This is a genomic window from Pseudarthrobacter lactosi (assembly GCF_055412785.1).
Genome location: NZ_JBVAYS010000006.1, coordinates 132,828 through 146,371, shown reverse-complemented (window position 1 = coordinate 146,371; position 13,544 = coordinate 132,828). Strand labels below are relative to the sequence as shown.

General features: G+C 64.4%; 10 protein-coding genes. 6 read left to right on the top strand and 4 right to left on the bottom strand.

The genetic code is table 11. The features are described from left to right. Positions 1–9 precede the first annotated feature (9 nt). Positions 10–1,230, bottom strand: coding sequence for a sarcosine oxidase subunit beta family protein (locus ACZY0Q_RS19735; protein WP_463919399.1), 1,221 nt, complete (start codon positions 1,228–1,230; stop codon positions 10–12). Then, a complete protein-coding gene (glyA, locus tag ACZY0Q_RS19730; RefSeq protein ID WP_463919397.1) occupies positions 1,227–2,567 on the bottom strand; it encodes a serine hydroxymethyltransferase in 1,341 nt (446 codons plus the stop codon). Before glyA ends, ACZY0Q_RS19735 begins: the two co-directional genes overlap by 4 nt. A 232-nt stretch (positions 2,568–2,799) precedes the next feature. On the opposite strand from glyA, the gene ACZY0Q_RS19725 reads away from it, so the two are divergent. Continuing rightward, on the top strand, positions 2,800–4,056 hold the full coding sequence (locus ACZY0Q_RS19725; RefSeq protein WP_463919395.1) for an aminopeptidase P family protein: 1,257 nt from the start codon (positions 2,800–2,802) through the stop codon (positions 4,054–4,056). An 82-nt stretch (positions 4,057–4,138) separates the two neighbouring features. After that, positions 4,139–4,960, top strand: coding sequence for an IclR family transcriptional regulator (locus tag ACZY0Q_RS19720; protein ID WP_463919393.1), 822 nt, complete (start codon positions 4,139–4,141; stop codon positions 4,958–4,960). 24 nt (positions 4,961–4,984) lie between these two features. Here the strand turns inward: ACZY0Q_RS19720 and ACZY0Q_RS19715 are convergent, their stop codons facing one another. Next, positions 4,985–6,532 carry a PucR family transcriptional regulator gene (locus ACZY0Q_RS19715; RefSeq protein ID WP_463919392.1) on the bottom strand — a complete coding sequence of 516 codons (1,548 nt, stop codon included), beginning with the start codon at positions 6,530–6,532 and terminating at the stop codon, positions 4,985–4,987. Positions 6,533–6,641: 109 nt separating this feature from the next. Here ACZY0Q_RS19715 and ACZY0Q_RS19710 point away from each other — a divergent pair, with 109 nt between their 5' ends. Together ACZY0Q_RS19710 and ACZY0Q_RS19705 are read left to right on the top strand one after the other, a co-directional pair. Beyond that, a complete protein-coding gene (locus ACZY0Q_RS19710; RefSeq protein ID WP_463919391.1) occupies positions 6,642–8,180 on the top strand; it encodes a purine-cytosine permease family protein in 1,539 nt (512 codons plus the stop codon). Between the two features lie 139 nt (positions 8,181–8,319). Beyond that, positions 8,320–9,123, top strand: coding sequence for a creatininase (locus ACZY0Q_RS19705; protein WP_463919390.1), 804 nt, complete (start codon positions 8,320–8,322; stop codon positions 9,121–9,123). 456 nt (positions 9,124–9,579) lie between these two features. Here the strand turns inward: ACZY0Q_RS19705 and ACZY0Q_RS19700 are convergent, their stop codons facing one another. Then, a complete protein-coding gene (locus ACZY0Q_RS19700; protein ID WP_463919388.1) occupies positions 9,580–10,836 on the bottom strand; it encodes a D-arabinono-1,4-lactone oxidase in 1,257 nt (418 codons plus the stop codon). A gap of 179 nt (positions 10,837–11,015) precedes the next feature. Here ACZY0Q_RS19700 and ACZY0Q_RS19695 point away from each other — a divergent pair, with 179 nt between their 5' ends. Both ACZY0Q_RS19695 and ACZY0Q_RS19690 read left to right on the top strand, forming a co-directional pair. Then, positions 11,016–12,017, top strand: coding sequence for a LacI family DNA-binding transcriptional regulator (locus ACZY0Q_RS19695; RefSeq protein ID WP_463919386.1), 1,002 nt, complete (start codon positions 11,016–11,018; stop codon positions 12,015–12,017). A gap of 181 nt (positions 12,018–12,198) precedes the next feature. Beyond that, the gene (locus tag ACZY0Q_RS19690) at positions 12,199–13,530 is read left to right on the top strand and encodes an extracellular solute-binding protein (RefSeq protein ID WP_463919385.1); all 1,332 of its coding nucleotides are present in this window, start codon (positions 12,199–12,201) and stop codon (positions 13,528–13,530) included. Positions 13,531–13,544: the final 14 nt, after the last annotated feature.

The following is a 13,544-nucleotide window of genomic DNA, read 5'->3' as shown; positions in this document are numbered from 1 at the left end:
GACTCTCTTCTAGTGGGCCACGGCGGCTGCGCCGTGTTCATCGATCAGGGCGCCGGTTTCGAAGCGTTCCAGCGCAAACGGCTTATTCAGCTTGTGCGGGGTCCCGGTGGCGATGGTGTGCGCGAATGTGAGGCCGGCGGCGGGGGTGCCCTTGAAGCCGCCGGTGCCCCAGCCGCAGTTCACGAACATGTTCTCCACCGGGGTGGTACCGACGATGGGGGAGGCGTCCAGGGTGGTGTCCACGATGCCGCCCCAGGTCCGGAGGACATGCGCCCGGGCGAAGATGGGGAAGAGTTCGACGGCGGCTGCCATCTGGTGCTCGATCACGTGGAAGGAGCCGCGCTGGCCGTAGCCGTTGTAGGAGTCCACGCCGGCGCCCATGACCAGTTCGCCCTTGTGGGCCTGGGAGACGTAGACGTGCACATGGTTGGACATCACCACGGTGGGGTGGACCGGTTCGTGCAGTTCGGAGACCAGTGCCTGGAGCGGGTGTGACTGGATGGGGAGCCGGAAGCCTGCCATTTCCGCCAGGACCGAGCTGTGCCCGGCAGCGCAGAGGCCCACCTTTTCGGTGTTGATGGTGCCCTGGTTGGTCTTCACGCCCACCACGCGGTTACCGTCCTTGACGAAGCCCGTGACTTCGCAGTTCTGGATGATGTCCACGCCGAGTTCGTCGCATTTACGGGCGAAGGCCCAGGCCACGTGGTCGTGCTTGGCGATGCCGGCACGGGGCTGGTACGTGGCTCCCATAACGGGGTAGCGGATGTTGTCGTTGATGTTCAGGATGGGGCAGAGTTCCTTGACCTGCTTCGGATCCAGCCATTCAGCGTCCACGCCGTTGAGCTTGTTGGCCCCGACCCGGCGCATGCTTTCGCGGACGTCACCCAGGGTGTGGGCGAGATTCATCACGCCGCGCTGGCTGAACAGGAAGTCGTACTCGAGTTCCTCCGGCAGGATCTCCCAGAGCTTGAGCGCGTGCTCGTAAATGGCCGCGCTCTCGTCCCAAAGGTAGTTGGAACGGATAATGGTGGTGTTCCGCGCCATGTTACCGCCGGCCAGCCAACCCTTCTCCAGGACGGCGATGTTGGTCATCCCGTGGTTCTTGGCCAGGAAGTAGGCCGTGGCCAGGCCATGCCCGCCACCGCCCACAATCACGGCGTCATAGGAGGACTTGGGCTCCGGGTTCCGCCAGAGGAAATCCGGGTGCTCCGGAAGCTGTTCCGTGCTCATTGTGCTGCTCCAATCAGTTCTGCCTCAAGCGCGGGTGCCGCCGTCGTCCCGCCGAGGTGCGGGTATAGGGGGAACTTTCCCGCCAGGGCGCTGACGCGCTGGCGGAGGCTGGCGGCCGTTTCGTCGCTAAGTACGTTCTCTGTTGCCGGTGACGTGAGGGCGGAGGCGATGATGTCCGCCACTTCGATGAATTCCTGGGCGCCGAAGCCGCGGGTGGCCAGGGCGGGGGTGCCGATACGGAGCCCGGAGGAGACCATGGGAGGGCGGGGATCGAAGGGCACGGCGTTGCGGTTGACGGTGATGCCTATCTGGTGCAACCTGTCTTCTGCCTGCTGCCCGTCCAGCTCCGAGTGCCGCAAGTCCACCAGGACCAGGTGGACATCGGTGCCGCCATTGACCACCGAGATCCCGGCGGCGGCCACGTCATCCTTCAGGAGCCGGGACGCGAGGAGGCGGGCACCTTCGAGCGTGCGTTCCTGGCGTTCTTTGAACTCGGCCGACGCCGCGATCTTGAAGGCAACGGCCTTGGCCGCGATCACGTGTTCCAGCGGGCCGCCCTGCTGGCCGGGGAAGACGGCGCTGTTGATCTTGCGCGCATACTCCTCCTTGCTCAGGATCACACCACCGCGCGGGCCGCCGAGGGTCTTGTGCGTGGTGGTGGTGACGACGTCGGCGTATGGCACCGGGTTGGGGTGCAGCCCGGCGGCCACCAGGCCGGCGAAATGCGCCATGTCCACCATCAGGTAGGCACCCACCAAGTCCGCGATACGGCGGAACTCCGCAAAATCCAACTGCCGGGAGTAGGCCGACCAGCCGGCCACGATCATTTTGGGGCGGTGCTCGAGGGCGAGAGCCTCGACCTCGGCCATGTCCACCAGGTGGCTGTGCTCGCTCACGTGGTACGGGACCACGTTGTAGAGCTTGCCGGAGAAGTTGATTCGCATGCCGTGGGTGAGGTGCCCGCCGTGCGCCAGCGAGAGGCCCATGATCGTGTCGCCCGGTTCCAACAGGGCAAACATCGCGGCGGCGTTGGCCTGTGCGCCCGAATGGGGCTGCACGTTGGCGGCTTCCGCACCGAACAGGGCCTTGACCCGGTCGATGGCCAGCTGCTCGATCACGTCGACGTGTTCGCAGCCGCCGTAGTAGCGCTTGCCCGGGTAGCCCTCGGCGTACTTGTTCGTGAGGATCGAGCCCTGTGCCTCCATGACCGAGGCAGGAGCGAAATTCTCGGAGGCGATCATCTCGAGGGTGGACTGCTGGCGTTCCAGCTCGTGTTCAATGGCGCGTGCGACGTCAACGTCGACACTGGCCAGAGGTTGGTTCAGGGTGCCCGTCATGGCGACCTCTTTCGGTTTCAAGGAAACTGATGCAACAGTGTTGCGTTGGATGCAACCCTAACTGGGTCGACAGTGTTACGTCAATCACTTTCTTGTGGCCCTTATATGACAGGTTTTTCTTCTGACTAAACAAAAGGGCCTTGACTGCGTTTCGACTCAGGCCTAATCTGATGCAACAGCGTTGCGTTGAACGCAACTTGAAAGAACAGCACCGAAGAAAGGCATCACCATCATGATCAGCACAACATCTGCCAACGCTTCGTCCATCGCCGAACTGGAACGACTGAAAGTCCTGCACAACGGGCAGAAGGAGAAGCTCACCTTTTCCAATGCCGAATTTGAGCGCCGGCTCGGCGGGCTGCGCCTCATCATGGCCGAGAAGGACCTGGACGCCGTCGTCCTGACCAGCTACCACTCCATCAAGTACTACTCCGACTTCCTCTTCACCTACTTTGGCCGGTCCTACGCCATGGTGGTCACCAAAGACGACACCGTAACCGTTACGGCGAACATCGACGCCGGTATGCCGTGGCGGCGCAGCTACGGCGACAATGTGGTCTACACCGACTGGCGCCGGGACAACTACATCTTCGCCATCCAGGAGGCCCTGCGCACCCGCGGCATCAACCCGCGCCGGCTCGGTGTTGAAGACGACTCGCTCCCGCTGGACAACCGCAACAAGATCCAGGCGGCGTTTGCAGGAGCCGCCCTGGTGGACGTGGCCCAGGCGGCCATGCGCCAGCGGATGATCAAGTCGGCCGAAGAGATCGAGGTGATCAAGCACGGGGCCCGCATCGGTGACCTCGGCGGCGAAGCCATCCGCAACGCCATCACCGCCGGCATTACCGAATACGAGATCGCCCTGATCGGCACCGAAGCCATGGTCCACGAAATCGCTCGGACGTTCCCGGATTCGGAAATCCGTGACACCTGGGTGTGGTTCCAGTCCGGCATCAACACCGACGGCGCCCACAACTGGGCCACCACGCGCAAGATCCAAGAACACGACATCTTGTCCCTGAACTGCTTCCCCATGACCTCCGGCTACTACACCGCACTGGAGCGCACCCTGTTCTACGGCGAACCTGACGCCCGCTCCCTGGAACTGTGGAACATCAACGTGGAGGTCCACAAGCGCGGCCTCGAGCTCATCAAGCCCGGAGCTGTCTGCAAGGACATCGCCGCCGAGCTGAACGAGATCTACGTGGGCCACGGACTGCTCGCCAACCGCACGTTCGGTTACGGACACTCGTTCGGCGTCCTGAGCCACTACTACGGCCGCGAAGCCGGACTGGAACTCCGCGAGGACATCGACACGGTGCTGGAGCCGGGCATGGTGGTCTCCATGGAACCCATGATCACGGTCCTGGACGGCCAGCCCGGTGCCGGCGGCTACCGTGAGCACGACATCCTGGTGGTCGGTGAGGACGGAGCCGAGAACATCACGAAGTTCCCGTTCGGCCCGGAATACAACATCGTGGGCGCCTAACTACCGCTGATCCGCGAAGAAGCGGCGCCACGTTCCACGTGGCGCCGCTTTTCGGCCTCTATACGGAATGATGGAATCCACCATGAGCCAAGAAGAACCCCCGGAGATCAACGGAAGCGGCGACACCAAAGGCGCCTCCGTCATCGTCAACGCCATCGCCGTGCTACGGACCTTCACTGCCGACGAACCGCTGCTCGGAGTCACCGAGATCGCCAACAGAGTCGGCCTGCACAAGAGCACCGTTTCCCGGATCCTGTCCACCTTCGAACAGGAGCACCTCGTGGAACGGGACCCGGAGAGCCGCCGCTTCCGCCTGGGCCTGGGCCTGATCGCCATTGCAGGACCGCTGCTGGCCGAACTGGAAGAGCGCCGCGTGGCCTACCCGGTCCTGCGCGAACTCACCGAACAGACCGGCGAAACCAGCGCCCTCATGGTGTGGAACGGCACGGAGTCAATGTGCGTGGAACAGATCGCCAGCCACCACCAGATCAAGCACACCACCCCGTTGGGAGCCCGGTACACGGATGCCATGAGCGCCTCGGTCCAAGTCTTCCTTTCTGCCGAACCCGCCGAGCGTGTCCGCGCCTTGCTGCGCAGCGGAACCATCACCTACCCGGGGCTGGACGATGCCAGCCTTGACGGTTACCAGATAAAACTCGGCGACGTGGCCCGGCGGGGCTGGGCCATCAACTACGGCGAATCCTCCATCGACGAAGTCGGCGTCGCCGCCCCCGTCTATGACCACCGCGGCGACATCGTGGCCGCCGTCCTGATCCCGGCCCCCCGCTTCCGCGTCTCCCGAGAGCGGCTGCAGAGCCTGGGCGAGGCGTGCGCCGCTGCCGGCGGCCTGGTTACCAGCCGCCTGGGCGGACGTCCGCGAGCCCAGGAGGACGGGCAAAGCTAGGACGTCAGGCGAGCCGGTTTACAGTCAGGCAAGCCGGGCCAGCCGGGTGGCCAAATGCAATGCCGCCAACCGGCGTGTTTCCCGCGGGTCACCGCCGCAGAGCTCGAAGATCCGCCGCAGCCGCTGGTGCATCGACTGCCGTTCCAGATGGAGCTTCCTGGCGGCGTCGGCGGTGTTGCATCCGCAATCCATCCACGTCGCCAGAGTGTCGAGCAGCCGCGAATTGCGTTGCGCATCATGGTCCAGGAGCGCACCCAGCTGCTGGCGGACGAAGTTCCGTCGTTGATAGGGGTCCAGGGATTGAACGGCGAGACGTTCCACTGCGAAGGCCTCCGCGTCGACCACGGAGTGGTGCTCGCCGCCGGTTTCGGAACGTGATTGCTCCGGGGAGGCCGCCAGTTCCAGTGTGAGCTTGGCTTCGGACAACGACCAGGGAGCGTCCGAAATGCCAGCCGCCAGGGGGCCAACTGCCGCAAGAGTTCTGGCCAGAGCTGGAAGCTCCAGCAGCTCGGTCAGGAGCCGTTGCCGGTTCTCTTCCGGAGCATCGCTGCGAACGCTGGCTACTGCGAGAAGCTCGGCGTTGTCGACGTAGGTGGCGTGGGAATGGGCCGCCCGGTCCAGCAGCTGCTCGACAGAGGTGCGCAGCTGTTGGGAGGAATCTGACCGGACCACCAGGGCCACCAGCGGCGCGGAGGCCGGAATTCCTGCTGCCGATGCCAACTGCTGAAGCCGCCACGGCTGGCTGCCTGAATCAATTGCTCGGATCAAGGCAGCACCTGCGACCTCCCGCAGTCCGGGGGACATCCGCTGCATCATCGCTAGGGCCAGAATGTCCACCGACCGTTTTCCGGCCGTGCGCGCAAGATTTTCGTCCTCGTCCGCCGGGACACGGAGCAACAGCTGCGCGGCTAGGATTCCCCTTACCGGAACGTCGACATGGATCAGCCGTGCATGGTCCTGCGTTGCGGGAGCAGAGTTAGTGGCATCGTCGTCGACCCCGGGGTTCACGGGCGTTGCACTGGCCAGGGTCGCGCCCGTCAGGGATGCCAGGGTCACCTCGGAGTGGGTGATGCCGGCGAGCACGGCCAGAATCCGGTCCAGGCTGCCGCCGTGCGCCAGCTCAACGGCCATCGCGTGGCTGGCCTCGTCGGCCCGCCGCAACTGGGAAACCTGTTCACTGACCAGCATCGAATTGATGGCCTGCATCACGCCGACAAACGGCACCACCCTCCGAAGCTCGATCAGTGGAAGGCCGGCCGCCTCGGCAGCCGACACCATCGAGGACGGGACCGATGCAAGGGCGGCGCCGGTTTCGATGGCCAAGGCTGCCACGCCCCGCTCGGCCAGTTCGCGGACGTAACTGATCTGCCGCTCCTCAGAGGCGAGAGCGAGGGCTTCCCCGCCGGTAAGTAGAAGCTCCCCGCCCTCAAGCAGGGGAGCGATGTCCAGAACTTCACTGGAATGGATCCAGCGGAGCTGGGTGCTGGCGGCTGTGCCGACCGCGGCCCGGACCACGGGATCAGCGGCCGCCAGCGTTGGGTGGTCAAGGACATCGTGAAGGCGTACTGACATGACACTCCGTCGCATAGAACAAGCATTAATTAGACACATTCTATATAGGCAGATGTGGTGCATGCCACATAATCTTGAAGGAACCCCAATAACTCTCACGGAGGCTCCAATGCGTGAAACATCCCGAGCGGTTCCCGCCGCTCCAGTGGTCAACGAAGACCATGTAGACCACGAGGCCTGGCTCCAGCCCATTCCCGAATCCCAGCGCACCCGGAAAGTCTCCGGTCAGTTCTGGATCTGGGCGGGCGCTAACCTGGCCCCGATCAACTGGGTGCTCGGCGCCCTCGGCATCCACCTCGGCCTCGGATTCTCCGACACTGTCATTGTTCTGGTTTTGGGGAACCTGATCGGCATGCTGCTCTTCGGCTGCTTTGTTCTGCTCGGCCAGAAGACGGGGGCCACCGGAATGGTGCTGGCCCGGGCTGCATTCGGCCGGCAGGGGAACTACCTCCCTGCCGCCATTCAGGCCCTGCTCGTCATAGGCTGGTGCGCGGTCAACACCTGGATCATCCTCGACCTGGTGATGGCACTCTTCGGCACCCTCGGCTGGGTGGACCCGACGGCCCACAACTATGCCTGGAAGATCGGCGTTGCCACCGCCATCATGGCCGCGCAGGTCGCTATCGCCTGGTTCGGGTACAAGGCTATCGCGGCGTTCGAAAAGTGGACGGTTCCGCCGACCATCATCATCCTCGCCGTGATGTCCGTCGTGGCGTGGTTCGGCATGAAGATCAACTGGACCTACGCGGGTCCGGCCGGCAACATCCTCGAAGGCTCGGAGCGGATCGCGGCGATGAGCGCAGTCATGACGGCGATTGGCATCGGCTGGGGCATCACCTGGTTCACCTACGCCGCCGACTATTCCCGCTTCGTCAGCACTGAAGTCCCCAAGCGCAAGCTCTACCTGGCGTCCGTGCTGGGCCAGTTCATTCCCGTCGTCTGGCTCGGAATTCTTGGCGCCAGCCTGGCCACCAACAGCGGCGAGATCGACCCCGGCAAGCTGATCGTGCAGAACTTCGGTGTAATGGCACTCCCGGTGCTACTCATGGTGCTACACGGCCCCATCGCCACCAACATCCTTAACATCTACACCTTCTCGGTCGCAACGCAGGCCCTTGATATCACCATCAGCCGCCGCAAGCTCAACCTATTCGTCGGCGTCTTCTCCCTCGCCGCCGTCGTCTTCTTCATCTTCCAGGAAGACTTCGCCGCCGTCCTGGACGCCTGGCTGATCGGACTCGTCGCCTGGGTTGCCGCCTGGGGCGGAGTCATGCTGGTGCACTACTTCTGGATCGAGAAGCGCTGGCCCGGCGACCCTTCACGGCTCTTCGACACGGTTGGCACCAAGCGCCTGCCAGCCGTAAACCCGGCAGGCATCGCATCCCTGCTCATCGGAATCTTTGCCACGTGGCTGTTTATGTACGGGCTAGTACCGGCGATGCAGGGCCCCATCGCCGTGGCTCTCGGCGGATGGGACCTCTCCTGGCTCGCCGGCGGCCTGACCAGCGCCGCAGCTTACGCCATCATGGGCCCGCGGTTCCACCGCCGCTACCTGCACCTCCGCAGCGACACCCAATCCGCCGCCGCGGCATCGGCCACCGGGACGGCCAACGTTCCCGCCGTGTCGGCCCCTCCCGCCGGCCTCTGACCAGGAGATCACCCAGGCGACGCCGGAATATCACCAGATTCCCCGTCGGCCCCCGCCCACAACATCATCAGCGCCTGACACAACGTGGCGGCGGCCGCCGCCACGTTGCACACCGCACCTAACGAGGAGCCCCACCAGCATGGACAAGTCAGTATTTCTGGAAGACCTGGATGCTTTTGCCTTCCGCGAAGCTTTGGCATCCGGGGAGGCGATCGTCCTCATTCCCGTCGGGTCCCTGGAGCAGCACGGCCCACACCTGCCTCTGGGAACGGACACCATCCTGTCCTCCCACTTCGCGGAGGGTGTTGCCAGACGGCTGGGTGCGCTGGTTGCCCAGCCCATCGCATACGGGTACAAGTCGCAGCAGAAGTCCGGCGGCGGCAGCCACCTCTCCGGTACGACAAGCCTGGATGGCGCCACCCTCATCGGAGTGGCACGCAACCTGGTCAAGTCCTTCCTCAACCAGGGCGTCCGGCACGTGGTCTTCATCAACGGCCACTTCGAGAACTACCAGTTCCTGTACGAGGGAATCGACCTTGCCCTGGAGGAGTTGGGGATCAGGCCCGGGGCGGAGCAGAGCGTGCTGTTGCTGTCGTACTGGGACTTTGTCAGCCGCGACACGCTGACGCAGGTCTACCCCGATGGCTTCCCGGGCTGGGACGTCGAGCACGGCGGGGTCCTGGAAACTTCATTAATGCTCCACCTGGAACCGGCCAGAGTCGTCATGGACCGCCTCATCGACGGTCCTGCCGCGGTCCTGCCGCGCTTCGACAGGCTGCCGGTGGTGCCGGAGCGAACACCGGCCACCGGTTGCCTGTCATCGGCCGTCGGGTCCAGTGCTGCCAAGGGCGCGCTGCTGTACGGGCAGGTCGTCGAAGATCTGGCCGCCGACCTCGCAAGCGAGTTGGTCCTTGAACCCGCGCCTGCAGCTATTCCGGCATAGGGGGACAAAGATCCCACCGGGCAACACGACTTCACGCGGTGATACGAAGGCACCGCGGTGGGACCTTCCTGCTGCGTGGCCTTCGTGTCACGGTACTGCAAATAGAAGACAAACAGCCCTCGACGGTGACCCGCGCCGTACGTCGTTCCTGAACGCCGATAATGACGATTCCGTCAAGCCGCCGCCGCGTCGGCTATGGCTCAACGACGGCGCCGGCAGGGAGCGGTTCATTCCAGCTTGGCGTGGCGCAGGTACAGGTAGACGGTTTCCCTGCTGATCCGGTAGTCACGGGCAGGGGAGGGCTTTCGGAACGCGGATCACCCTCGGCGACGCGAGGCCCCACCTCAGCGACTCGATGAGCAGGTGCGCCGCACGTTCCCGCCGGTAAGGCCGGGCTCAAATGGGCGACGGCGGGACGTCCCGCCGTCGTCCGCCCACTGCCTGCCCAACTACCCCCTACCGTGAGCTCACCGCCGGGACGCCGAGAATGCTGTCCAGCAGCCCGTTGCGGAATTTTCCGTCCGGATCGTGCGCCGCTGCCAGCGCGCGGAAGTCCGCCAGGCGGGGGTAGAGGGACTCCCAGTCGTGACTGCCGGGCATGAATAGCTTGCCCCAGTGCGGCCTGGCTCCGAACGGCCGCAGCAGGTCCTCAAGCTGCGGAAGAACGGCTTCCACCTCCGGCTGCAGCGGCTTCCAAGTGAAGTGCAGCGCAACGCTCTGCTGCCGGTAGAAGGGGCTGAGCCAGAACTCGTCCGCAGCGCCGGTCCTGATTTCGGAGACAAAGAGCAGCGGCGCCAGCTCAGGAGCCAGGCTCCGCACTGCCTGGATCGCGGCAGGTGCCTGCTCCAGCGGCAGGATGAATTCACTTTGCAGTTCCTCACCGTTGCTGGGCGTGAACTCGTGGCGGAAGTGCGGCAGCCGGTCCAGCCATGGCCCAGGCTCATCCATCTGGACTGTGCAGTTCTCGGCAGACATCCCGGGCAGCGGGTGCCGCGGGACGGTGGCTGCCGTGGCGCCGAACAGTTCACCGAGGGGAGGCTCCGAGTCCAGCGCCTTGAGCCAGACCTGGCTGATGCTACCGCCCGAGTAATCGGTGAAAAGACTCACGCTGTAGGCGCTGGACACCAGCTTCGTGAAATCCGCCAGCGCCCGGTCCCACGGCAGGTTTTCCAACACCCGCTGGCGCATGCTGAAGCTCGGACGGACGGCAAGCCGGAGTCCGGTCACGATGCCCAGGGCGCCCAGGCCCACCACACTGCCCAGGAACTCCTCGCCGTCCGCCCGGGACAGCGATACCTGCTCGCCGGAGGGCCGGACCAGGTCAATGCCCTCCACCGCCCCGGCCAGGGAGGGGTTGTTCACGCCGGATCCGTGGGTGCCCGTCTGGACTGCCCCTGCCACGGAAATGTGGGGGAGCGACGCCAGATTGTGGATGGCCAGGCCGGACTGCTGCAGCGTGCGGCACAGGGCACCGTAGCTCACTCCGCCGCTGACGCGGACGCTCTGCCGTTCCGAGTCCAGGTCGATCTGCTGCGGCAGTGCATCCAGCAGCACGTGCACGCCGTCGGTGTCCCCGATGCGGTTGAACGAGTGCCGCGATCCCAGGGCCTTGACCCGGCTGGAGCGCGCCACCACCTGGGCGAGCTCAGCCACCGACTCCGGGCGCAGGACGTCCGCTGATGAGTAGTTGAGATTTCCTGCCCAGTTCTTCATGTGCTCGGCTTTCGGGTGAAGGGTACGTTTCGCTCCACCAACTGTGAGCGCTAACAATTTCCCTGTCAAGACGCTTCGGCCGCCTCCCGCCGGGGAGGGCGGTAACATCGTCAGCAGGTCATCCGCAGCGGCATTCACTGGCCGCCGGCTTTGGCCCAAAGAGCTTTGAAAGGGGAGCAGTGCGCGCAACGGTCAAGGATGTCGCGCGTCGTGCCGGCGTTTCACCCAAGACTGTCTCGAACGTCATGAACGGCATCATTCCGGTCAGTGGCGCCACAAGGACCAAGGTGGAGCAGGCCATTCTCGAGCTGGATTATGTACCCAACCTCTCCGCCCGCGGACTGCGCAACGGGAGGTCCGGTGTCATTGCGCTGGCCCTGCCCGATCTTGGCACGCCGTACTCGGCAGAAATTGCCCACCACATTGTGGACGTGGCGCACGAGCAGGGCTGGATCGTGCAGATCGAGGAAACCGGCTCCGATCCCCAGCGCGAGCACGAACTCATGGTGCGCGCCCGCTCCAACCTCATCGACGGGCTGATCCTCAACCCTGTGGTGCTGGACGAGAGCGCCGTCCGGGTGGGCGTTGCCCTTCCGCCCGTGGTCCTGCTGGGGGAGGTCACGCAAAAGCTCGCCGACCGCGTCTTCGTGGACAGTTCCGCTGCCGCCCGCGACATGACTCTGGCCCTGGCGCAGCCCGGGCGCCGGCGGATCGCCGTCCTGGGAACCACCCAAGGCAGGGGATCGGCTGCGGCCATACAGCGAACCCAGGGCTATGAAGAGGCCTTGGAGATCCTCGGCATCGAACGGGACGAGTCACTGCTGATTCCCTGCGAGAAGTGGACGCCGCAGACTGCTGCCGATGCGCTCACTGCCTACCTGGACTCCCACCCCCTTCCCGAGGCACTGTTCTGCTTCACGGATTCCATGGCCATCGGCGCCCTGAGTGTGCTGTGGAAGAGGGGCCTGCGCATCCCGGAGGACATCGCCGTGGCGGGCTTTGATGACATCGCCGACGGCCGCTACGCGGTGCCGTCGTTGACCACGGTCTCCTTCGACAAACGTGCCATTGCCAGCGAAGCCCTGCGCCTGCTCACGGAGCGGATGGCCGACCGGGGCCACGAGCAGCGCGTGGTTTCCCTGGACTACACCATCGTGGAGCGGGACAGTAGCCGCAGCTGAAACGAGAGCAATCCACCAGTTGTGGGCGCTAACAATTTCTCTTGCCCTGTCCATTACATCGATGTAATGTGAGGCGTGCGTCACCCCCTGAAGGCATCGGCCCGGGAACGGGGACGCACCGGAACCGGAGTTTTGAGCAACAAGAAGTGACCTTTCCGCGGACCCATCCAAAGGAGTGAGGGTGAAGCAGTTTGAATTTTTCGGGAAGCAAGTGTCCCGACGGCAGTTACTGACAGGAACGGCAGCCTTAGGCAGCGTCCTGGTAGCAGGCGGCCTGACCGGCTGCGGCGGAAATGCGCAGGCGGCAACCGTGAAGGACATCGGGTTCTGGCACCTGCTGTCCGGCGGTGACGGCATCAAGATGCAGGGCATGATCAACAGCGCCAACCAGGCCAATCCCGGCTTCAAGGTGCACCCCACGGTCCTGGCCTGGGGCCCGCCGTACTACACCAAACTGGCCATGGCATCGGCTGGCGGCCGGCCACCGGAGGTAGCGATCATGCATGCCAGCCGGGTTCCCGGATACGCCCCCGGCGGGCTCATTGACCCCTGGGACCTGGACCTGCTGGCCGAGCACGGCGTCACCGGGGAAAACTTTGCGCCACGCATCTGGGAGAAGAGCCAGCAGAACGGCAAAGTGTTCTCCATCGCCCTGGACTCGCACCCCTTCGTTATGTTCTACAACACGGACATCGCCAGCAAAGCCGGCGTCCTCGGCGCCAACGGGCAGCTGCAGGAAGTGACTACTCCGCAGGAGTTCATGGCCATGGCCATGGAAATGCAGAAGGTCACCCAGGCCCATGGTCTGTCCTTCGGTTACCTCGGCAGCGGCTCCCAGATGTGGCGGCTCTTCTACACGCTCTACAAGCAGCATGGTGCGGACATGGAACTGATCCCGGGCCAGCGGATGAAAGTGGACCGCGACGCCGCGATTGAGTCCTTGGAATTCATGGCATCGCTCTTTGATGACACCATCGCTGCCAAGGCCGGCGACATCAGCACGGGCATCGCAGAATTCGCCCGCGGCGACTCGGGAATGCTGTTCAGCGGGGTGTGGGAACTGCCCACGCTCAAGAAAGCCGGACTTCCGGTGGACGCTGCCACCATTCCCACGCTGTACGGAACGCCGGCATCCTACGCGGACTCCCACTCATTCGTCCTGCCGCGGCAGCTGAACGTGGATGACGCGAAGCGGCGGGACGTCTACAAGTTTGTGAGCGACATCCTCAAAGGATCAATCTCCTGGGCCGAAGCCGGGCACATTCCGGCCTACCAGCCTGTGGTCCAGTCGCAAGCATACCGCGACCTCACACCGCAGATCCACTACGCCAACGCAGCGGACATCATCGCCTACGATCCCGAAGCCTGGTTCAGCGGCTCCGGCTCGGACTGGCAGACCTATTTTGCGGAGAACGTCCAGAACGTGTTCCTGGGCCGCGATAAGGCGTCCGCAGGTTGGGACGCCTTTGAGCACCGCACCAACACCCTTCTATCCCGGCCCAACCCGGTCTAAGCGCACCGAGCGAC

Coding starts and splice junctions, on each gene's coding strand:
- ACZY0Q_RS19735 (WP_463919399.1), bottom strand. CDS start 1,230: ATGAGCACGGAACAGCTTCCGGAGCACCCGGATTTCCTCTGGCGGAAC.
- glyA (WP_463919397.1), bottom strand. CDS start 2,567: ATGACGGGCACCCTGAACCAACCTCTGGCCAGTGTCGACGTTGACGTC.
- ACZY0Q_RS19725 (WP_463919395.1), top strand. CDS start 2,800: ATGATCAGCACAACATCTGCCAACGCTTCGTCCATCGCCGAACTGGAA.
- ACZY0Q_RS19720 (WP_463919393.1), top strand. CDS start 4,139: ATGAGCCAAGAAGAACCCCCGGAGATCAACGGAAGCGGCGACACCAAA.
- ACZY0Q_RS19715 (WP_463919392.1), bottom strand. CDS start 6,532: ATGTCAGTACGCCTTCACGATGTCCTTGACCACCCAACGCTGGCGGCC.
- ACZY0Q_RS19710 (WP_463919391.1), top strand. CDS start 6,642: ATGCGTGAAACATCCCGAGCGGTTCCCGCCGCTCCAGTGGTCAACGAA.
- ACZY0Q_RS19705 (WP_463919390.1), top strand. CDS start 8,320: ATGGACAAGTCAGTATTTCTGGAAGACCTGGATGCTTTTGCCTTCCGC.
- ACZY0Q_RS19700 (WP_463919388.1), bottom strand. CDS start 10,836: ATGAAGAACTGGGCAGGAAATCTCAACTACTCATCAGCGGACGTCCTG.